At 66.7% G+C, this 20431-nt stretch carries 22 protein-coding genes; 14 read left to right on the top strand and 8 right to left on the bottom strand.

Annotation, left to right across the window (positions count from 1 at the left end):
• The first annotated feature begins 14 nt into the window (after positions 1–14).
• From H9634_RS03095 to H9634_RS03085, 3 genes are read left to right on the top strand one after another with little or no spacing between them, the layout of a single operon-like run.
• Positions 15–1085, top strand: a complete 1071-nt coding sequence (locus H9634_RS03095) for an NAD-dependent epimerase/dehydratase family protein (protein ID WP_191725325.1) — start codon at positions 15–17, stop codon at positions 1083–1085.
• Positions 1085–1738 carry an ABC transporter ATP-binding protein gene (locus H9634_RS03090; RefSeq protein WP_191725324.1) on the top strand — a complete coding sequence of 218 codons (654 nt, stop codon included), beginning with the start codon at positions 1085–1087 and terminating at the stop codon, positions 1736–1738. Before H9634_RS03095 ends, H9634_RS03090 begins: the two co-directional genes overlap by 1 nt.
• Entirely contained in the window at positions 1725–3386 is a 1662-nt protein-coding gene (locus H9634_RS03085) for a hypothetical protein (RefSeq protein WP_191725323.1), read from the top strand. Before H9634_RS03090 ends, H9634_RS03085 begins: the two co-directional genes overlap by 14 nt.
• Positions 3387–3518: 132 nt before the next feature.
• Here the strand turns inward: H9634_RS03085 and H9634_RS03080 are convergent, their stop codons facing one another.
• From H9634_RS03080 to H9634_RS03065, 4 genes are all read right to left on the bottom strand, one after another.
• Positions 3519–4085: an HNH endonuclease signature motif containing protein gene (locus H9634_RS03080; protein WP_191725322.1), complete on the bottom strand. Its 567-nt coding sequence runs from the start codon at positions 4083–4085 to the stop codon at positions 3519–3521.
• A 360-nt stretch (positions 4086–4445) separates the two neighbouring features.
• Positions 4446–5270, bottom strand: a complete 825-nt coding sequence (locus tag H9634_RS03075; RefSeq protein ID WP_318244981.1) for a DUF222 domain-containing protein — start codon at positions 5268–5270, stop codon at positions 4446–4448.
• A 488-nt stretch (positions 5271–5758) separates the two neighbouring features.
• A complete protein-coding gene (locus H9634_RS03070; protein WP_191725320.1) occupies positions 5759–6892 on the bottom strand; it encodes a hypothetical protein in 1134 nt (377 codons plus the stop codon).
• The gene (locus H9634_RS03065) at positions 6889–7503 is read right to left on the bottom strand and encodes an RNA polymerase sigma factor (protein ID WP_191725319.1); all 615 of its coding nucleotides are present in this window, start codon (positions 7501–7503) and stop codon (positions 6889–6891) included. Before H9634_RS03065 ends, H9634_RS03070 begins: the two co-directional genes overlap by 4 nt.
• Positions 7504–7777: 274 nt before the next feature.
• Between H9634_RS03065 and H9634_RS03060 the strand changes: the two genes are divergently transcribed.
• The 5 genes from H9634_RS03060 (at position 7778) to H9634_RS03045 (ending at position 10147) form a co-directional block, all read left to right on the top strand.
• Positions 7778–8227, top strand: a complete 450-nt coding sequence (locus H9634_RS03060) for an Asp23/Gls24 family envelope stress response protein (RefSeq protein WP_191725318.1) — start codon at positions 7778–7780, stop codon at positions 8225–8227.
• A gap of 110 nt (positions 8228–8337) precedes the next feature.
• Positions 8338–8520, top strand: a complete 183-nt coding sequence (locus tag H9634_RS03055; RefSeq protein ID WP_191725317.1) for a hypothetical protein — start codon at positions 8338–8340, stop codon at positions 8518–8520.
• The gene (locus tag H9634_RS03050; RefSeq protein ID WP_191725316.1) at positions 8521–8970 is read left to right on the top strand and encodes an Asp23/Gls24 family envelope stress response protein; all 450 of its coding nucleotides are present in this window, start codon (positions 8521–8523) and stop codon (positions 8968–8970) included.
• A complete protein-coding gene (locus H9634_RS14980; protein WP_404801665.1) occupies positions 8967–9554 on the top strand; it encodes a DUF6286 domain-containing protein in 588 nt (195 codons plus the stop codon). Before H9634_RS03050 ends, H9634_RS14980 begins: the two co-directional genes overlap by 4 nt.
• Positions 9551–10147 carry an Asp23/Gls24 family envelope stress response protein gene (locus tag H9634_RS03045; protein ID WP_191725315.1) on the top strand — a complete coding sequence of 199 codons (597 nt, stop codon included), beginning with the start codon at positions 9551–9553 and terminating at the stop codon, positions 10145–10147. The genes H9634_RS14980 and H9634_RS03045 overlap by 4 nt, the downstream gene beginning before the upstream one ends.
• 244 nt (positions 10148–10391) lie before the next feature.
• Here H9634_RS03045 and H9634_RS03040 read toward each other — a convergent pair whose 3' ends face one another.
• Positions 10392–10709, bottom strand: a complete 318-nt coding sequence (locus H9634_RS03040; protein ID WP_191725314.1) for a hypothetical protein — start codon at positions 10707–10709, stop codon at positions 10392–10394.
• 162 nt (positions 10710–10871) lie between these two features.
• Between H9634_RS03040 and H9634_RS03035 the strand changes: the two genes are divergently transcribed.
• The 6 genes from H9634_RS03035 (at position 10872) to H9634_RS03010 (ending at position 16340) form a co-directional block, all read left to right on the top strand.
• A complete protein-coding gene (locus H9634_RS03035; protein WP_191725313.1) occupies positions 10872–12821 on the top strand; it encodes an acetate--CoA ligase in 1950 nt (649 codons plus the stop codon).
• A gap of 517 nt (positions 12822–13338) precedes the next feature.
• Positions 13339–13905, top strand: a complete 567-nt coding sequence (locus H9634_RS03030) for a peptidoglycan-binding protein (protein WP_175293636.1) — start codon at positions 13339–13341, stop codon at positions 13903–13905.
• A gap of 143 nt (positions 13906–14048) precedes the next feature.
• Positions 14049–14612, top strand: a complete 564-nt coding sequence (locus tag H9634_RS03025) for an NlpC/P60 family protein (protein ID WP_191725312.1) — start codon at positions 14049–14051, stop codon at positions 14610–14612.
• 168 nt (positions 14613–14780) lie between these two features.
• A complete protein-coding gene (locus H9634_RS03020; protein ID WP_191725311.1) occupies positions 14781–15359 on the top strand; it encodes a peptidoglycan-binding protein in 579 nt (192 codons plus the stop codon).
• Between the two features lie 142 nt (positions 15360–15501).
• Positions 15502–15657: a zinc transporter permease gene (locus H9634_RS03015; RefSeq protein ID WP_191725310.1), complete on the top strand. Its 156-nt coding sequence runs from the start codon at positions 15502–15504 to the stop codon at positions 15655–15657.
• A gap of 296 nt (positions 15658–15953) precedes the next feature.
• Positions 15954–16340, top strand: coding sequence for an ArsR/SmtB family transcription factor (locus H9634_RS03010; RefSeq protein ID WP_175293633.1), 387 nt, complete (start codon positions 15954–15956; stop codon positions 16338–16340).
• 210 nt (positions 16341–16550) lie between these two features.
• On the opposite strand, the gene H9634_RS03005 is transcribed toward H9634_RS03010, so the two are convergent.
• The 3 genes from H9634_RS03005 to H9634_RS02995 all read right to left on the bottom strand — a co-directional run bounded on the left by H9634_RS03005 (position 16551) and on the right by H9634_RS02995 (position 20371).
• Positions 16551–17468: a DMT family transporter gene (locus H9634_RS03005; RefSeq protein ID WP_191725309.1), complete on the bottom strand. Its 918-nt coding sequence runs from the start codon at positions 17466–17468 to the stop codon at positions 16551–16553.
• Positions 17469–17492: 24 nt separating this feature from the next.
• Entirely contained in the window at positions 17493–18722 is a 1230-nt protein-coding gene (locus H9634_RS03000) for a pyridoxal phosphate-dependent aminotransferase (protein WP_191725308.1), read from the bottom strand.
• A gap of 155 nt (positions 18723–18877) precedes the next feature.
• Positions 18878–20371, bottom strand: a complete 1494-nt coding sequence (locus H9634_RS02995; RefSeq protein ID WP_191725307.1) for a glutamate--cysteine ligase — start codon at positions 20369–20371, stop codon at positions 18878–18880.
• Between the last annotated feature and the right edge of the window lie 60 nt (positions 20372–20431).

The following is a 20431-nucleotide window of genomic DNA, read 5'->3' as shown; positions in this document are numbered from 1 at the left end:
CTCCAGGAGGAACAGTGAAGATTCTCGTCACCGGCGCATCCGGTCTGCTCGGCTCCTCAGTCGCTGCCGCGCTGGCCTCCGCCGGTCACACGGTCACCACCCTGCAGCGCCGTCCATCCGGGGTCGGCGGGGTACGGGACATCGCCGCCTCGATCACCGATGCCGCCGCCGTCGCCGAGGCGGTGGCCGGCCAGCAGGCGGTCGTGCACCTGGCCGCGAAGGTCTCGATGACCGGGGATCCGGCCGATTTCGAGGCGATCAACATCGCCGGCACCCGCACACTGCTCTCAGCGGCCCAGGATGCAGGCGTGAACCGGTTCGTGCACATCTCCTCCCCCTCGGTCGCCCATGCCGGTGACTCCCTCGTCGGCGAGGGCGCAAGCGCGGCTGACCCGGAGCAGGCTCGGGGAGAGTATGCGCGCACCAAAGCCCACGGCGAACTGCTCGCACTCGCTGCTGACAGCGCGGACTTCCGGGTCCTCGTGCTGCGCCCGCACCTCATGTGGGGCCCTGGTGATGTGCAGCTGACCGAGCGGATCATCGACCGCGCCCGCGCCGGCCGGATGCCGGTGCTCGGCACCGGGGCGGCACTCATCGACACGCTCTACATCACCAATGCCGTCGACGCGATCCTCGCCGCGCTCACGGCAGTCGAGCACCATCACGGTGAGGCGCTCGTCGTCACCAACGGCCAGCCGCGGCCGGTCGGTGAGCTCATGACCCAGATGGCACTGGCTGGTGGTGCCCGCCGCCCGAAGCTCAGCGTGCCCGTGCCCGCCGCCCTGGCCGCCGGCACCGTCGTCGAGAAGGTGTGGGATCTCGCCGCTGACGTCGAGGACGCACTGGCCGCCCGGCTGCCGGACCCGGCCGCAGCTCGCCTGCACGAGACTCTGGCCGATGAGCCGCCGCTCACCCGGTTCCTCGCCGAACAGCTCTCGACCGCCCACTGGTTCGACCAGCGCCGCACCCGCGCAGTCCTCAACTGGCAGCCCAGGGTCAGCATCGACGAGGGCCTGACCGAACTCGCCGCCCACTACGGCGGCGCTGCCCCGACCGTCGCCGCGACGATGCCGGCAGGTCGCTGATGCTCACCGTCACCGGTCTCGTCGCCGGCTACCCGGCCGGGTTCGCGCTGCCGCCTGTGCACCTGGACCTGGCTGCTGGGTCGATCGTCCGGCTGGCCGGTGCGAACGGGGCCGGCAAGTCGACGCTGCTGCAGACGATCGCCGGCCGCCAGGCTCCGCTGGCCGGCCGCGTGCTGCTCGGCGGCGAGCCGGCCGAACCCACCGGGCCTGTCTGGAAGCGGCAGGTCGCAGCCCTCCTCGGTGACGACGCCTGGCTGACCGGGCTGACCGCCGGTGAGCATCTGAGGCTTCTCGCCTGCGCCCACCGTGTGCCCGCACCCGAGGCTGCCATCACCGCGGTGTGCCGGGCGCTGCACCTGCCGGTGCGGTTCCTTGAGGACTACCCGGAAGCCCTGTCGAGCGGACAGCGGCGCAAGGTGCTGCTGTCCGCCGTCCTCATCCGGCCGGCCGGCGTGCTGCTGCTCGATGAGCCTGAACAGAACCTCGATGCCACCTCCGTCCAGGCGCTGCGCGGCCTGCTGACCGACCGCGCGCAGAGCGGCACGGCGATCCTGCTCGCCACCCACGACGACGCACTCATCGACCCCGAGCGCACCACGACCGTGCAGATCTGCGAACACCTCGACGGGACGCTGGGCTTTGACGCGGCCTGAACCGACGCTGCCTGAGGTCCTCACACCCGCCGGCCTCGCGCGGCTCACCCGCAGCCGCCGCCGGCACCCGCTCACCGCCGGGATCGTCTACACGTACGCACTCACCGCCGCCGTCGCCATCGCCGTCCTCACCTCTGCCGCGCAGTCCCTTGCCGCACCGCTGCTCGCAGCGCTCACCACCCTGCCGGCCGGTACCGTCGCCGAGGCGGTGGTCGCCTCCCCGCTGCCGGTCCTGCAGTCGGTCCTCATCGCCGCTGCCGGGCTGCTCGTCCTCACCTGGCTGCTCACCCGTCTCGGTCCGCTCGGGCTGCCCGAGCCGGTGCGGGTGTGGCTGTTCCAGCACCCGAACTTCAGTCCGGCCTGGCTGCGCCGCCGGCTGAGTGCGGTCATCCTCGGTGGGGTCGCTGGTGGGATCCTCATCGGGTCGCTGGCCGTCGTGCCGCACCTGTCCTGGCAGGCCACCGGCGGTGCGGTGGTGTTCAACCTCGGCATCACCGCGGCTGCCGCGATCGCACTTGTCACCGTGCTGGCAGCCACTGGCGCGGCCGGAGCGCTGATCCTCATCGGTCTGCAGGCGGGGCTGTTCGGCGTCTCGGCCGACACCGAGCAGCTCGGCGACCGGCTGCTGTGGGCGGCGGTCGCTGCGCTGGCGCTGCTCGCCCTCACCGCACCGCTGGCTGACCTCATCGACCCGGTCATGCACACGGCAGCCGGCTCACTGACCGCACCGGTGGCCCTGGGTCTCGCCGCGAGCCTGGCGCTGCTCGTCGTCGCTGCTGCCGCGTGGATGGTGCGGCGGCCTCCAGTGCTGTCGTGGCCGCAGCTCGAAACCGGGTCGCGGGCCGGGCAGCTCATGCGCTTCGGGCTGGTGACAGCCGATGCCAATGCGCTTGCCACGACCCTCTTCGCCCGCCTGCGGACCCGCCGGGGTGCGCCCACCGGTCAGCTGACCGCAGGCCTGACCGGGCCGCCGAAGCTCATGAGCCTGCCGGCCCTCATGACCCTGCCGGCCGGTCTGCTCATCGGGCTCGCCCGCACAGCAGGGGTGCCCGCGCTGCTCGCCATGACGGTGCTGCTGCCGTGGGCGGCCAGCGCGCTGCCACTCGGCCGGCTGCCGGTCGCCGGTGTCCTCATCGCCTGCCTGAGCCTGGGCATCGCCGGCTGGCTGGCCGTCATGAGCGTGCGCAGCTGTGCTGCGAACCCGGCCTTCACCGAGGCGTTCCCGTTCGGCAGCGGCACCTGCCGGCTCCTCATCGCACTCACCCCTGCCACCGTGCTGCTGCCGGCCGGTGTGCTCGTCTTCCTGCCGCTGACCGTCCAACTCGGCCAGCCCGTGCTGCTCGCCCTCGCCTGCCTCTTCGCCCTCATCTGCGCGGCAACCGCGACGCATGCTGCGCTGCGGCCACCGCCGAACTGGCTGGCACCGGCGGTCATGACCGAAGCCGGGGCACTGCCCGTCGGCGTGATCGCGCAGCTGACCACCCCGATCCTCATGACGGTGCTCGGGGCACTGGGAATGCTGCTGGCCGCCACCACCGCAGCACCGCCCTCAGCAGCAGCGGTGCTGCTCACCGGTGTGGCCGGCTGGGCGATCAGCCGGCTGAGCGGTCTGCCGGCTGCGGTGCAGCGCACACCCGTGACCGGCTGACGCGGTGTCTCAGTCGGTGCCGTCCGGCCGTCCGGCATCCGGTTCGCGCGGCTCGGGCTGCTCGCCGCGGCGGCGGGCATTGCGGGCGCGGCCTAAGTCGACATCGTGCATCAGCCAAGCTGACGCGGCGCATCAGGGAGGGTCATCGCAACGGCTTTCAGGGAACAGTGCGTCTTCTGGGAGAAGCGATGCGCTTTCGAACCAGCCGTCGTCACTGAAGCCAGCGCCGTCGTCCACTTCTGCATCACCAGAGATCCGGGCGTCGTCAGTATTTGAGGGACCAGGAGCACTCCGGTCACTCGCGCCGTCGGCATCATCGGGCGGCAGTGAGTCAGCGAACGACGCGTCAGCGAGCAATTCGCAAGAGAGCAGAGCCTCAGGACGGGTCAGCTCAGCGATGTAGCGCGAGTGATAGATGGGACGCCGCTCACGATCGACGGTATACGGAGGGATCCAGGCGGGAAGCCCGTTGAGGAGAGCCGCGCGCCACCCGTGTCGCTCGTGCCATCCGTGATGGAAGCGGCACAGAAAAGTCAGGTTCGAGATCTCCGTGGGCCAGCCGTGCCGATGGGCCCGGATATGGTGCGCCTCGCACCAGCCGACGGGAATATCACAGTCGGGAAAGCTGCAGCCGCGGTCTCGCGCTTTCAGCAGCGTCATCTGCGTGCCGGTGGCGAATCGCCCCTCGGAGCGGACCATCACATCTCTGGAGCCGGGGGCCTGGGAGAGGTAGCAGAACTTCCCACCCGGCGACAGCTGGAGTATGTCTTCTAGCCGGGCATGGCCCCCGGCTGCTTCGACCTCCCCGCGATCCCGAGCGAACTGCTCGGCCGTTGCGGTGACGACGAGTGCGTAGGCTCCAGCCGCCCCCGGCTGACAGGCGCCACGGGAGATGAGCACGCTGAATCGATCGTGTCGGCGAGCACCGTCGGGCCGGGAGTCCTTGAACAGGCTGATGACCTGCGGCCTGCCGTCTGCACCGACGGCGTTCGCGCCAGAGCCCATGCCACCCGTCGTCGCCGCCGCGCTGCCCACCGGCTCTGCGGCACTGCCTGGAGTCTAGGCGACGATGTCAGCTGGATTCTGCTGCCGATTGGTCAGCAGCGCATTGAGTGTAAGCCCCGTTGTTGCATCGAGCAGACCGCTGAGTCGCCAGTCACCGTTGGTCTTCTGCTTGACGCTTACGAAGTACTCATCAGGGTGCGCTGGTTCAGCGGCGAGCCTGCCGTCGGGATCCAGATGACCGCGCACACGCGCTCCGAGTGCTCGGACATCAGTCACCTGCAAGTCTGGGGCGTTGTCGACGAGGAGCTTCTCGACCGCCGGTCCGTGTTCGCTCCGGACCCGCGCTGGCAGCATCTCGATCTGCTTGATGACTTCCTGCGCCTGCTCGACGGACAGCAGCCCTGCTGCCATGGAGCCGCCTGCCTCCGGCAGCTGCGCTGGCACGGGCTGACCGGACAGGGTTCGCCGAGGTGTCAGCCAGCTGGCCATGCGAAGCCGACGGGTGGCCCCGGAGGCGCTGATGCGCATGGTCTGACGCAGCAGGTGCGGCAGGCGTCGGGCGCCGTATTGAGGAGGGTCGACCTCATCGACCATGACACGTGTGTTCGAAGCCATTGCAGATTCAAGTTTGCGACGGAGGAGTTCCAGCCCTTTTCCCATCGCAAGAGAGGCGAAACCATCGACTGCAGCAGAGTTGCCGATAGTGGCGTTGGCAGTGTCCAGTGCGTGTATCGCTGTGAGGATCTCCGGGCAATGCTGAGCGATCGATTCTGTGTCAGCAGCCGTGAGAAACTCAGCTGCGCTGCTGCCGGCTCCGATGCCGGATTCAGGTTCCGCACTCACGATCGATTCACCCCCGTGCGCTGTACCTGATTTCACTCTAGATTCAGGCGCTGACATCGCTTAGATGAATATGGGACTCGATGAGACGAGTCCGGGCCAAAGTGCTCGACTCAGTAACCGTTTGCACTGGTCAGAACGTCGAAGAATTCTTCTGAATTATTTTCTCGGCACTGCCTCAGGAGGTCTCACATCACGGTAACGGACACGCTCGACTCCCTCGAAGTCGGCCGCACACCGAGCTCCCCGGCGCATTCAGCGCCTTCGAACCGCTCGCGCAGGCAGGGTCGGCGCGCCCCACATGAACAGTCAACGCAGCAGCCCTTCCGAGCTTCTTCGAGCCGCAGGCCTTGTGGCAGCGGCAGGTCTCCGAGGCGGACGATCCGTTTGGCGCACAGCACAGACGCCGCCGTGACGACCTATGCGGCGACATTCCGCATAATCTGAGCGCCAGCTCACCTGTCCGATGCTTCATCTACTCCGAGAGCGGCCCATTCAATCGAGGGCGAGCGCTACGATTCTGGACCCTAATCGTCTTTGCCGTCGTTCCGCGTGCATGCGCAGTCAGCTCGTGACTGTACCGGCATCGCTCGGTCATGAGGTTCAACCCCGAGCTCGGTGATGCGCATCCGAACGCGGGTCGAACTGACTCGGCGCTGAGCATGTGCCGATTCGTCGCTCTGCAGGGTTTTAGTCACCGCACCGCAGACGGTCTCGGCGATTTCACGGGCGATCGCAGTCGCTGACCGGCTACCGTCGAGCTGACAGTCCAGGTGAAGGTCCGCACGGTCGCCGCGGTACACCAAGTCAACTGTCGTCGTCTCTGTCTGCCGCTGTCGCACAAAATCCTCGAACCGATCTCGGAGACTTGGGGAGAGTCCCGCGATGCCAGGAGTCCGACGGGTGATATCCGCAACCACCGCAGCTGGCTCGGTGGATTCTGCTACCTCGTCGCTGCGGTCTTCAGCCTCAGTGGCGGTGCCCCTCTGCGGGCAGTCCGCCGCATGCGTATCCGAACTCGTTGGACCGTCTTCGCTCATCAGATTCTGAGAGGGGTGTACCTCTGCTCCGGCTTCCGACCGCGGTGGGAGCAGGTCTCCCACAAGGACATCAACGCGAGACACCGGCACCCCGAGCTCTGCCGCAATGGCAGCGCCGACGCTTCGACGAATCTCTTGCGCGATCTGCGGAGCAGACCCCTCCAGCGCTACATCGATCCCGAGAGAGAATTCAATGCACAGGTCGGCATCGGAATCCTCTGCTGGAGTAGACACAGCTGCGCTGACGGAACGGGCTCGTGACTGAGGATGAGCGTCAATGATATTACGGACGCGATGCTTCAAAGCTCCTACGAGAACGGTGAGTTCGAGACCCGATTCATCAACCAGTTCAAGCTTTGGCCCGCGCAGCATCTCGGCTCGTGCAACCCGCAGCACCCAGCCTTCCAACAAGTGCGCACGTTCGGGATCTGGCGTTGTCTCTGCGGCGTACGAATCAATGATCTGCCGTATGCGCTGCGTTTCGACTTCAAGTGCAGCTTCTTCTTCGGGAGTGGGGAATTCTGCATCCGCGGACAAGTCTGCCGGCCGCGAGGCTCGATCAGCCTCGCCGCTGGTGCGGTCAGCGCTATCAGCGAAACCGCCGGTCAAGTCCTCGTTCATTTCCAACCCGCCATCTTCGTTGCAATCGATTTGCGTGCGCGATAGATCTTTCCCCGCACGCTTGCAGTGGTCAGTTCGAGCGATCGTGAAATCTCATCGTACGTCAGCCCCTGCAACTCGAAGAGCACCCAGGTCATTCGCTGGTCATCCGGCAATTCCGCCAGCGCTGCCTTCAGCGCGTCGACGGCCGCATTGGACTCAGCCTGCTGCTCCGGGAAGCCTAGTCGGTGCGCCGAAGAGCCAGACGCCCGAGAGGTCGTGGACTGCGAATCGCTCAGCTCGCTCAGGTGATGCGCATCCATCGCCGTCGTGTCATGGCGACGGCGCTGACGCAGCACGTCGAAGCAGCCGTTCGCTACGAGACGGTAGATCCAGGTCTTGATGGCCGCCGCTTCTCGAATCGCACAGGCGTTGTGCCACAAGCTGAGCAATGCATCTTGCACGACGTCCTCAGCTTCGGCTGCGTCGCCGAGCGTCCGCCGCGCGAAGGCGAGCAATGGCACCTGGTACCGCGCAACAAGTTCTTCGAAAGCGCGAATATCCCCGTCCTGCAAGCGGATGACTAAGGTTTCATCGTCCGCTCTCTCCATTGCCTGCGCCGACGCGTCCATGTTGTCAGCATAAACGAGCATTTCGAGCCATCGAGCTGAACCGAGCAGATTTCTACTGGTCGGTTACGTGCCGTCGTCACCGTCCCCATGCTTCGCTCATCACCGCTGGAGCCGCTCTGGAAGCCGTACGTCAGCTGTGACTGAATCTTGACGCAGGTGCGCGGGCACAAGAAATTTCCGTTTCCACCGTGAACATCCGCGCTGCCGTTCGTCTGTACTTGTGACACCGAAAGCTGCGCGCCACCACGGCTGCGCACGACAGAAAGGAACTTCCGTGTCCGACACAGCAAACGATCCACAGGGTTCGGTCGTCGTTCCAAACAGCCCGCTCATCACCGACGAGGGGACGACAACCATCTCAGAGACAGTTGTCCAGAAGCTGGCGGGAATCGCCACCCGCGAAGTTCCAGGTGTTGCCGAGATGGGTAACGCCGCGCGACGCGCCTTCGATGCAATCAACGAACGCATCCCCGGTTCTCAGACGAACGTCTCAGGCGGGGTTTCGGTCGAGAAGGGCGAACGCCAGACTGCCATCGACCTTGCGATCGTCGTCGAGTACGGCACTGCAATCGTTGAGGTTGCAGAGGACATCCGTCGCAACGTCATCCGCTCAGTTGAACACGGCACGGGACTCGAAGTCGTGGAAGTGAACGTCAATGTCACCGACGTCAAGCTGCCCGAGGCGGAAGACTCCGCGAAGTCAGACAAACCTGAACTCGATTGACACCATCTGGGGCCGGCCGCACGGTGTGTGGTCGGCCCCAGATCCCGATGCGCGACGGCTGGATCCTCATCGCCGCACGCACCCATCCACTGCTAGGAGAACTCGTGAACATGAGTAAAACCACCGTCGGCCTGCTCGTCGGCCTGATTCTCGGAATCGTCGCCTACTTCGGAACCTTCCTCGCATTCCTCGTCGTCACATTGTTCGGCGCCGCCGGGCTCGTCGTCGGTCTGATCCTGGACAACAAGCTTGATCTCGGCACCGTGCTCGGCTCCTCATCAAGCAGGAGATAAATGGACATGACCGCACAGACTCATAAGCTGGCGGTGCACGGGCCGATGCCTTCCCCGATCACATCCGACGAAGGCCCCCGTCTCGCAGCGCCAGAAGCACGCGGAAGGCTGGTCATCTCCGACACCGCTGTCGAGAAGATTGCCGGACAGATCGTAGCCGACGCACCCGGCATCGGAGGGGCCCGCACCGGCATACTCGGGTTGGCAGCACGCGAGACATTCGATACGCGCCCTTCCGTCTCTGTTGCCCTGTCCGGCCGGACAGCTTCAGTGACTGCACACATTGGCTTGGCCTATCCAACGCAGATCCGCTCAGCGACCGATGAACTTCGGACACTGCTGCGCACGACGCTCACACGTTTGACTGGCGTCGAGATCCGCCAAGTCGATATCCATGTCCGTTGGCTGCGGCCCGACTCCGACGGCAGCAACGAAAGGAGGCTGCTGTGAAATCAACTTCACTGCGGATCCGCCCAGCACGTATCGTCCCCGCTGTCATCGCAGCGCTTGCAATTCTCCTGTCCGCGACAGCGCTACTGTGGTGGGCAATCGGATCATTGCGCAGCGGCGCCCTGCTGCTAGAGGATGAGCTGTCTCAGTTCGCACGCACGTCTGCGTCTGCGCCGACTTCAATCGCTGTAGCGGCTGTCATCGTGCTGATCGGAGCCGCGTTCGTTCTCATGGCTCTGATGCCCGGCAAGCGTCGAGTTCTTGCTGTTGCGGAAGCTCCTACGAGCGGAGTCTCAGGCGCTCGGGCCACGGCCAACACGTGGTCCACGCGTACTCACCTGGCAGTGACGACAGCTGGTGTGGCGAACCTCGTTGCAAGTGCCGCAGACCAAGTCGATGGGGTCGATTCAGTCAGCGTCACGGCCACAGCTCGACGGGTACGAGTCGACGTGCGGACGTCGCTGCGCGAGCATGCCGACATCCGCGCAGCAGTTCGCGACAGGACCGCCTCACGATTGGCAGATCTAAATCTGTACTCACCCCCGCGAATCTCAGTCTCCGCCAACGTCAGGGATGTCTCATGAAGAAGCTCAATGGCGCCGCAAATCGGCTGTGGCTTGCGGTCATCGGCATCGCGCTCGTTGTCGCTGGTGCGCTGTGGATTCTGACCGGATCCGGACTTGGGACCCGGTGGTTCAGCGCGTGGCCGGCCGCTGATTCTTCAGCAGCCGATCTTGATGTTCCTGTCAGCGCCACGCAATTGCCTGCGCTCGCGGCGGCTGTCGGCATCGGCCTCGCCGCAATCGGTCTGTGGTGGCTCGTTCGCCAGTTTCCCCAGAGTCGGGCGGCCAAGCCTCTGCGAATGCAAGAGGATGCGCGGACTGGAATGACTTTCGTCCCGTCGCAGGCGGTCGCCGATGCCGTCGCTCTAGACGTTGAACAGCTCAATGGGGTCGACAACGCCACCGCCGTTCTGCGCGGATCACTGTCCGCACCACAACTAGCCCTGCAGATCGACGCCGACGAGCGAGCTGATTTCGACGAGCTCTTCGCCGATGTGAGAAGAGACATCATTCGTCGATGCGCCGAGACGATCGGCGCCAAGCTGGCGTCCTGCGACGTTGAGATCAACATCGTTCGATCCAGAAGGCGAGCCCGTTCGGTGCGAATCTCGTAAGCACTGATGACCACGGGGAGCGACACACCAATAGACCGCCCCGCCACCATCCTCAATCGGCACATACCCGCGCACAGCCACGACACATTTGCGCGGACTTACGGGCGTATGAGCTGATGTGCGACGGCGGCGGGGCCTCATCGTCTGGCGACGCCATTTCTACTCTGCTGCGTTCAGCACCACGCCGCCCGTGCCCAGCACGCCACCCGCCCCGCCGCAGGCACAGCATCCCGGCCAGGAAGCCTCAGTCCGCCTCGCCAGCGGAACTGCCGGGCTGCTCGCCGCGGCGGCGGGAATTGCGGGCGGCCCCACGCTGGGCGCGGCGCAGCTCGCGCTGTTCGTCTTTGGCGGCCTCTTCGACGGCGATGCGCTTGTCGCGGTCGGCGTTCTCCTCACTCGGGCTGATGATCTCCCAGACGATGAGGGTGGCCACCAGCGTGACACCGGCGACGGTGCCGAGGCCGAGCGCACCCCACGGGCGGGGCAGCGTGCCGAGCCCGATCGCCCAGTGGACGCCGAGCACCGCGAGCGCGGCCAAGGCCAGGGCAACGACATAGCGCATGTTTCTCCATTTCCTCCACCGGTGAGACGGCGCACCGGCACGTGTCTGCAGACCCGGCCTCCGCCTCGGCGACGGCAACGGCACCCAGCCCTGCCTGAGGGTGAACCGTGACGTTCGGGGACCCGCTGTTCAACTCTAGTGTGTCGTAGGCAACAATAGAGTATGAGCGATCACACCGACAGCGCCGCCTCGACGGCGCAGCAGCCGACAGACACTCCCTACGACCGCGCCTTCGCCCGGGCCGCCGAGGACCCTGAGGGCTTCTGGCTCGACGCCGCTGAGCTCATCGACTGGGTGAGGAAGCCGACCCGCGCCCTCGACACTTCGCGCGCCCCGATCTACCGCTGGTTCCCCGACGGTGAGCTCAACGTCTGCTACAACGCCCTCGACCGGCACGTCGACAGCGGCCGCGCCTCCGACACCGCCCTCATCTACGACTCCCCGGTCACCGAGCAGATCAAGCACTACAGCTATGCCGATCTGCTCGATGAGACCGCCCGGTTCGCTCAGGCGCTGGCCGAGCGCGGCATCGGCAAGGGCGACACCGTCGTCATCTACATGCCGATGATCCCCGAGGCGGTCATCGCGATGCTCGCCTGCGCCCGGCTCGGCGCGATCCACTCGGTCGTGTTCGGCGGGTTCTCCGCCAACGAACTGGCCGTGCGGATGAACGACCTGCGCCCGAAGGCGATCATCTCGACGTCCTGCGGCATCGAACGCAACCGGACCATCGAGTACAAGCCGCTGCTCGACGCCGCGATCGACAAGGCCGAGGAGGAGCCGGAGTTCACCGTCATCGTCCAGCGACCGCAGCACGAGTGCGAGCTGACCGACGGCCGCGACCTCGACTATGCCCAGCTGCTCGCCGCGACCACCGAGCACGCCCCGTGCACGCCGGTCGCCTCGACCGATGAGCTCTACGTGCTCTACACCTCCGGCACCACCGGCAAGCCCAAAGGAATCGTGCGCGACGGCAGCTACGCGACCGCACTCGCCTGGTCGCTGCCGAACATCTTCGGCCTGCATCCCGGCGACACGATGTTCACCGCCTCCGACGTCGGCTGGGTGGTCGGCCACTCCTACATCGTCTACGCCCCGCTCATCGGCGGGGTGACGACCGTGCTGTTCGAAGGCAAGCCGATCGGCACCCCGGATGCCTCGACGTTCTTCCGGATCGTCGCCGAACACGACGTCGACGTCTTCTTCGCCGCCCCGACCGCCATGCGCGTCATCCGCAAGGAGGACCCCAACGGCGAGATGATGAAGCGCTACGACATGGCCTCGCTCAAGGCCTGGTACATGGCCGGTGAGCGCCTCGACCCGGACACCTATGAGTGGACGACCGAGAAGCTCGCCGAGGCGACCGGCAGGTCCATCCCGGTCATCGACAACTGGTGGCAGACCGAGACCGGCTGGCCGATCGCCGCCAACCCGATCGGCCTGCACACCTACCCGCTCAAGGCCGGTTCGCCGACGAAGCCGGTGCCCGGCTACCAGGTCGAGGTCCTCGACGCCGCCGGCAACCCGGTGCCAGCCGGTCAGGACGGGCTCGTCGTCATCCGGCTGCCGATGCCGCCGGGCACGATGGCCACCGTGTGGGGTGATGACGAGCGCTATATCTCCTCCTATCTCTCGGCATTCGACGGCTACTACCTCACCGGCGACGGCGGGCTCATCGACGCCGACGGCTACGTCTACGTCATGGGCCGCACCGATGACGTCATCAACGTCGCCGGTCACCGCCTGTCGACCGGCATCATGGAGGCCGCGATCGCCGCGCACCCGGCCGTGGCCGAATGTGCGGTCATCGGCGTCTACGACGCGACGAAGGGCCAGATCCCGCGCGCGTTCGTCGTGCTCAAGGACGGGCCGGAGACCGACCAGGAGGAGGTCAAGGCCGATCTCGTCTCGCTGGTCCGCTCGGACATCGGCCCGGTGGCGGCGTTGAAGCGCGTCGACATCGTCTCCGCGCTGCCGAAGACCCGTTCGGGCAAGATCCTGCGCAAGACGATGCGCGAGATCGCCGACGGCCGCGACGACGTCGTCGTGCCCTCGACGATCGAGGATCCCGAGGTGCTGGAGAACATGCGCAGCGCACTGCGGGAGGCCTGAGCCGCACTGCGCTCGCTGCGGGCCCTGGGTCGATAGCGGCCAGGGCCCGCAGTGCTGTCGCCACACGGTGGTGGGAGACGCTCAGGACTGGGCGCGAGCGTCTACGACGAACGTGCAGAGAGCCACCGCGAAGGTCGTAAGCGATGAGGCCGCCTCGACTTCAACGTCGCTGAAGATCTCTCACAGTGCGGACGCATGGAGGTTTCTTTCATCTGTCCTGCCCGAAGCACCCAGACCGACGGTTGAGAGCTCAATGACCGCACCCTTCCGCACGCGCATGCCGGACGTGCCGGGTGGGCACCCGCGTTGCACGCCGGGATTTCCACGCGCAGTGCAGCCGATGATCAGGGTGCAGTCAGATTCGGGGTCTTGAGAGATCACAAATCGGTTGCGATTGTTAAACACGTCGCCGAGACCCGGACGGGAAGCAATCCCCAGACTTCCTGTCAGCCTCACCCGGGCAGCTGGGCTCAGCAGACACAGCACAGAGTCAATCAACCCCTGAAAGAGCACCATCATGAAACTCTCCAAGACACTGCTGACCACCGCTCTCGCAGCCGGCATCCTCGGCGGCGGGATCATGGGATCACCGGCGATGGCCGCCCCGAGCTTCGACCCGGCCGCGGCGCCGGTCGAACAGCGACAGGAGGCATTCACCACCGTGGCCGACCTCGACCAGGCACAGATCGACAACGCCCGCACCATCATCGGTGTCGGACGCGGCGGCGCACTGCCCGACCAGGGCATCGTCATCGCCCTCATGACCGCAATGCAGGAATCCTCGATGTACAACCTCGACTACGGCGACCGTGACTCGCTCGGCCTGTTCCAGCAGCGCCCGTCGATGGGCTGGGGTGCACCCGAACAGGTGACCGACCCGGTCTACGCCTCGAAGTCCTTCTACGGCATCAATCCCGAGGGCTCGAACCCCGGCCTCATCCAGATCGACGGCTGGGAGAGCATGGCCCCGACCCAGGCGGCACAGGCAGTGCAGCGCTCGGCCTACCCTGACGCCTACGCCAAATGGGAGCCGCTGGCGCGCGAACTGCTCGCCGCCCACGGCGACGCACCGGCGATCCCCTGACCCCGTCGGTCATCCCCCTCTAACCCGATGGCTTCCTGAGGGGCAGCCCAGCACCCTCAGGAAGCCTGCCCCACCCCTCCCCTCCCCCGGACGCATCCCGGCACCGACCATCCCCACACACACTGTGACGAACGGAGCAACCCATGTCGATCACACTTCTGTCCCCCACAGCCCGCCGCATCGGCACCACCGCCGCTGCCCTGACCATCGCCGCAACCGGCATCGCCGTCGCCCCGGCGACCGCCGCCTCGGGACCGGACACCACAGCCGCCCAGGAGCAGACCGCCGAGAACGACCGGCGAGCCGAGATCATCAACCGCGCCCAGTTCTGGGTCGACCAGGGCGTGCCGTACAGCATGTCCGCGTACTACCCGGACATCAACGGCAAGAACTACCGCACCGACTGCTCAGGATTCGTTTCCATGGCCTGGGGGCTCGACGACAGCCTCAGCACTGTGACACTCGTCGACGTCGCCCATCCGATCGCCAAGGAGGACCTGCAGCCCGGTGACGTGCTCATGCGCGGCGGCCCGGGCACCGGCGGCGCCGCAGGCCATGTCGCCATCTTCAACGGCTGGGCCAACGACGAGCAGACCGCCTACCACGGTCTCGAACAGGCCGGCGACGCCGGAGCTGTGGCCCGGGAGATCGGCTACCCGTACAACGGACTGGAGGGCTTCGAGGCCTACCGCCTCAACGGTCTCTGATCCCGGGCCCGTCCCACCGGCACCGACACGAGAGCGGGTTTCAGCGCAGCTGGGGCCCGCTCTCGGCGTGCCCGTGCCATCGGGGCCGGCGACTGTGACGAAGCTTGCACCGCACACCCAGCCGAACCTGCTGTCGAAGTCCGGCGGGCACGGGCTAGCATGTCTGCCATGGCCAGCTCCACCCGCCGACCGCAGCTCATCGGCCCCGCCATCGGATTCAGCATCACCGCAGCGATCCTCGCCGCGGTGTTCGTCGTCGTCTGGGCCATCGGCGCGATGGGCGTGACCGGCCCGACGATCGTGCGCCAGTGGGAGCTCAGCCACGTCGACCGGCTCAACAGCAGCCAGCTCGAGCACGCCGAGACGATCATCGGCGTCGGACGGGATGCCGACCTGCCCGATGACGCCATCGTCATCGCACTCATGACCGCGCTGCAGGAGTCCTCGCTGCGCAATCTCGACTACGGCGACCGCGACTCACTCGGCCTGTTCCAGCAGCGGCCGTCGCAGGGCTGGGGCACACCTGAGGAGGTGCAGGACCCGGTGTGGGCCGCGCAGTCCTTCTACGGCGTCAATCCCCAGGGACGCAACCCGGGACTGGTGCACATCTCCGGCTGGGAGTCGATGTCCCCGAACGAGGCTGCCCAAGCGGTTCAGCGCTCGGGCTTCCCGCACGCCTACGGCCGCTGGCAGTCGCTCGCCGAGGAGATCCTCGAGTCCCACGACAACGTCACCGCGTCACCCTGAGCACTGCGCGCCTGACACTGCAGACCCGAGCTGGAGCACTTATGTGCGGAGTTTCATGCCGCCTGCAGTATGCATTTATGCGAATGGGTTGATATACTGGCGGCGTCGCACTCTCCGGCGACGTCACACCCAGGAGGATTCAATGGCAGACCACAAGATCGCTGAGCACACCGTCGAAGAGCACCAGCACGGCGGCCCGGACTGCAACCACGAGAAGGTGCAGCACGGCGACCACTACGACTACATCCACGACGGACACAAGCACGCCGAACACGGCGACCACTACGACGAGCACTGATCCCCGGCAGCCCAGCTGACAGGGACTCGATCAGACGTGCGGGTTCTGCTGCGTGAGCGGCAGAACCCGCTGTCGATTCACAGCACGGTCGAGCGATTCACAGCATGGTCGAGTCGGCCGCGACGATCCACACATGCTGAGCGCGACACATCCATATATGCGGAATTCCCGCTAAACGTTTTTGAACCTTTCAGGGGAATCCCAGCATTTTCTGATAATTTGGCTACCGCCCAGTAAAACAACCGCGATGCGACTGTCGTCGCTCGCGGCCCGTCGTCCAAAGGTACAGTCCTCCCATGCTTAACGAAGCCGACGTATATTCCCTCCGACGCACACACGACGACCACCCCCACGTCTCCGAAACACCGCTGACCGACGTCCCCACCAATGTGCGCGATGATCTGACGATCAGCCGCACGGCAGAACTGTTCAAGGCCCTGGCGACCCCGTCTCGGCTGCGCATCCTGCTCGTGCTCTCGCACGGTCCGACGACCGTCTCGAGCGTGGTAGAGCAGACGGCGCTGTCCCAGCCGCTCGTGTCCCAGCACCTCAAGCTGCTGCGCGGACTGCACCTCGTCAGCGTCGACCGCGTTGGCCGCGAGGCGATCTACTCACTCAAAGACGACCACGTCGCACACATCATCGTCGATGCCATGACCCACGCGACCGAACAGCACTTCTGATCCCCGGTTCGCTGCTGAACGACCCTCACCCCTCAGTATCACCTTCGATACGACGCCTAAGCCCCGCTGCGGCCAGCCTCAGCGGGGCTTATTACTGCCCAGGCAACCTCTGGCACGTCAGGGCACCAGAGTAGGACATAGCAATATGACATCCGTCACTGCACCGTGGTATATCGACCAGTCGTGAGGCTCTGCGCTGGGCCGGCGCAACTATCGCGCCGGTCGCCGGCTGCGGGGGCGCAGCAGGCGCATGCCGCCGGAGACGAGCCACACCACTGCGATGACAACTGCGATGCCGGCCCACTGTCCGATCGCCAGCTGCTCTCCGGCGAGCAGCATGCCGAGCAGGACCGCGGTGATCGGCTGGGCGAGCATGAGCGAGGCGGTCTCAGTGACCGGCAGGCGAGTGGAGAACACCGCCAGCAGCCCCCAGGCGCCGGCCTGGCCGAGGACTGCCAGGCCGACCATCGCCGCCCAGCCGCCGATGCCCAGATCGAAGTCGAAGCCGCCGAGGATGAGCCCGCCGATGAGGGTGACCGCGCCAGCCGAGGTGGTGGCGACGAGCACCGGGGTGACGATGAGGCCCGGGTCGAGCACCCGGCAGCGGTGGGTGCCGTAGATGTAGACGCCGTAGAGCACACCTGAGAGCACCCCGAGGATCGCCCCGCGCAGGGGTGCGGCTGCACCGGGGTCGACGCCGAATGCGCCGCCGGTCAGCAGCATGCCCACGAGCATCACCGGCACGCACCACAGGAACAGCCGGCCGGGGTGCTGGCGGTGCAGCAGCCACACGAGGGCGGGGAAGACGACGACCTGGACGCTGATGAGCACCATGGAGACGCCGACGCCGGCGTCATAGACGCTTTGCGCCCACATGATGTAGTCCAGACCGAGGAACGCCCCGGCAGCTGCGGCGACTCCCACGGTCCGGCGACCGGGCAGACCACGGCGGGACACCTCGGCCACGGCGAAGGGGGCGAGCGCGATGATCGCCAGCGCGCAGCGCAGGAACGCCGCCGTCGACGGTGTGGCCTGGGCGAGGATGAGCAGCAGCGCCGCCGAGCCAAGGCAGACTGCGGCGGTCAGCACTCCGAGGCGGGCGAGCGCTGGCGAGTCGGTCAGGCTCACCGGCGCCTCGGTGCTGCTGGGGTGTCAGGCTGCATGGCGCAGCCGTTCGGTGAAGGCCCTGATGCGGGTCAGGGCTGCGAAGATCTGGTCGGGACCGGCGGCCAGTGACAGGCGCACGCACTCGTCGCCGTGGACGTTGTCGAAGTCGAGGCCGGGTGAGAGCGCGACCCGCTCCTCCTCCAGAAGTGCCGCGCACCATTCGGTGGCAGTGGAGTAGGGGCCGAGGACGTCGGTGATGTCGGCGTACATGTAGAAGGCGCCGTCGCAGGGGGCGAGGTCCTTCCAGCCGAGTTCGCCGACGGCGTCGAGGACGTACTGGCGGGCGGCGGCGAAGCCGGCCACGGCAGCCTCACCCTCGGCATAGGCGGGTTCGGAGAACGCGGCGACACCGGCGTGCTGGGCCGGTACGGGGGCGCACAGGGTGATGTTGCCGGCTAAGCCGACAGCGGCCTGGTGGATGGCCGGGGGCATGATCGCCCAGCCGAGCCGCCAGCCGGTCATGCCCCAGTACTTCGAGAACGAGGAGATGACGATGGCGTCGGGGTCGTAGGCGATGGCGGTCTCGCCGTTGGGATTGCCTGATTCGGTGGCCTGCGTGCCGGGGAAGGTGATGCCGTGGTAGATCTCATCGGAGATCAGCTGCACGCCGTTGTCACGGCACCACCGGCTCAGGGCGATGAGGCTGTCCTTGTCGAGCATCGTGCCGGTCGGGTTGGCTGGGGAGGCGACCATGAGGCCGCGCAGCGGAGCCTCGGCGTGGGCGGCTTCGAGCAGTTCGACGGTGGGCTGGAAGCGCTCGTCGACGCCGCAGTCGAGTTCGACGACCTCGCAGCCGAGGGCGGTGAGGATGTTCTTGTAGGCGGCATAGCCGGGCCGGGCGAGGGCGACGCGGTCGCCGGCGTCGAAGGCGGCGAGGAAGGCGAGCAGGAACCCGCCGGAGGAGCCGGTGGTGATGAAGAACCGGTCGGCCGGCACATCGAGGTCGTACCAGCGGCGGTAGTGGCCCGACAGCGCCTCGCGCAGCTCGCGAATGCCGGTGACCGGCACATAGCCCAGGTCGGTGCCGTCACGCATGATCTCCTCAGCCCGCGCGCGCACCGCGGCCGGCGCGCCCTGGCCGGGTTCGCCGACGCACAGGGAGATGACGTCCTCGCCAGCGGCCTTGAGTTCGGCGACGCGGGAGACGATGTCCATGACGGCGAATGGGCGGACGGTCTGGGCTCGCTCAGAGATGCGGATGCTGCGCTGTGTCATACCGCCAGCTTCTCATACCATGCCCGGCCGATCCCGGCCCGACAGGCGCGAGAGTCCGCCGGGTCGCAGGCGCCGGGTCGCAGAGCCTGTCGCCGCACCGGGTCGCAGCGCCCATCGCCGCAGCGGGTGGCCGCGCCTATCGCCGCAGCGGTCGCCTACTGGTCACCGACCGGCCAGGTGTGCACCGGAGCTCCGGTGGACTGGTGGCGGATGTAGAGCTCGAGCAGCCGCTTGAGGGCGTCGCGCCGCTCGGCGGTGTCCGGGTCGGTCAGCCGCGGTTTGAGCGCCATGAGCGTGCGCAGCTGCCAGGTCGCGCCGTTCTGCCGAGTGCGGGCGCGGGCTTCGATGATGTCCATGTACTCGTCGATGATCGCCGCGTCGACGTCGAGCATCTGCAGGCCCTTGCGCGCCTGCGGCACGAGGGTGGTGCGGATGAGTTCGGCGACGTCGACGCGGCCGAGCTTGGGCCACAGGATCCGCGAGTACAGACCTGAGCGGGCGGCGGCGAAGAAGTTCTTCTCCGCATCGGGAAACGACAGCCGCGACCAGACCGGCCGGTTCTCCTCGCCCATGTACTTCACCACGCCGTAGTAGAAGGCGGCATCGGCGACGAGGTCGGTGACGGTGGGCCCGGCCGGCAGCAGCCGGTTCTCCAGCCGCACATGGGCGAGATCGCCGTCGGGGGCGTAGATGGGCCGGTTCCAGCGCCACACGGTGCCGTTGTGCAGGTTGAGGTAGTGCAGCGCCGGGGAGCTGCCGAGCATCACCGGGGTGCCGGACTCCTCGCGGCTTTCGGGCAGCATCGGCGGGAAGTAGCGCACATTCTCCTCGAAGAGGTCGAAGACGCTGGTGATCCACCGTTCGCCGAACCACACTCGCGGGCGCACTCCCTGGGTGACGAGTTCGGGGGTGCGGGTGTCGATCGATTGGGTGAAGACCGGGATGCGGTTCTCATGCCACAGCTTGTACCCGGCGAACAGCGGGGCGTTGGCGCTGAGCGCCACCTGGGCTGCGGCCATCGCCTGCGAGGCGTTCCAGGCGGTGGCGAACCGGTTGGGCGGGACCTGCAGGTGCAGCTGCATCGAGGTGCAGCTCGATTCGGGGGCCACATCGGTGAAGTCGTGCCGGTAGTACTCGCGGTCGTGGATCTCGATGCGCACCAGCTCACCGCGCATGTCGATGACGGCGTTGCTCAGCGCCCGGTAGCGGTTCTCGTCGGTCACCCAGCTGGGGTCTTCGAGGAACTCGGTCGTCAGCGTCGGCAGCGTGCCGATCATCGCGACCTTCGCGCCGTGCTCGGCTGCGGCGGCATGGGCCATGTCGAGGCGGGACTGCACACCGTCCTGCAACTGCTTGAGCCCATCGCCCTGGACGGTGAGGACGGGATGGTTGAGCTCGATGTTGTAGGCGCCGATCTCGGACTGGAAGTCCGGATGGTCGATCGATTCGAGCACCTTGTGGTTGACCTTCGCCGGCTGCATGTCCGCATCGACGAGGTTGAGCTCGAGTTCGAGGCCGATCGTGCCCTGGCTGGAGAACTCCGCCTCCTGCAGATACGAGTCGAAGGTCTCCAGATCGGCATTCAGCTGCTCGCGGTATGTCGTCCGCTGCTCCGGCGAGTAGCGCTGCCTCGAAACGTCATCTCCCATGGCCCAATGATACGTGCCGGGACCGCGCCTGGGCAGGCCTGCGGCATACAATGATCCGGA

Origin of the sequence: Brevibacterium gallinarum (assembly GCF_014836885.1) — a bacterium.
GTDB lineage: Bacteria > Actinomycetota > Actinomycetes > Actinomycetales > Brevibacteriaceae > Brevibacterium > Brevibacterium gallinarum.
The sequence above is the reverse complement of the archived record's forward strand: the minus strand, read 5'-3'. Positions and strand labels throughout refer to the sequence as shown.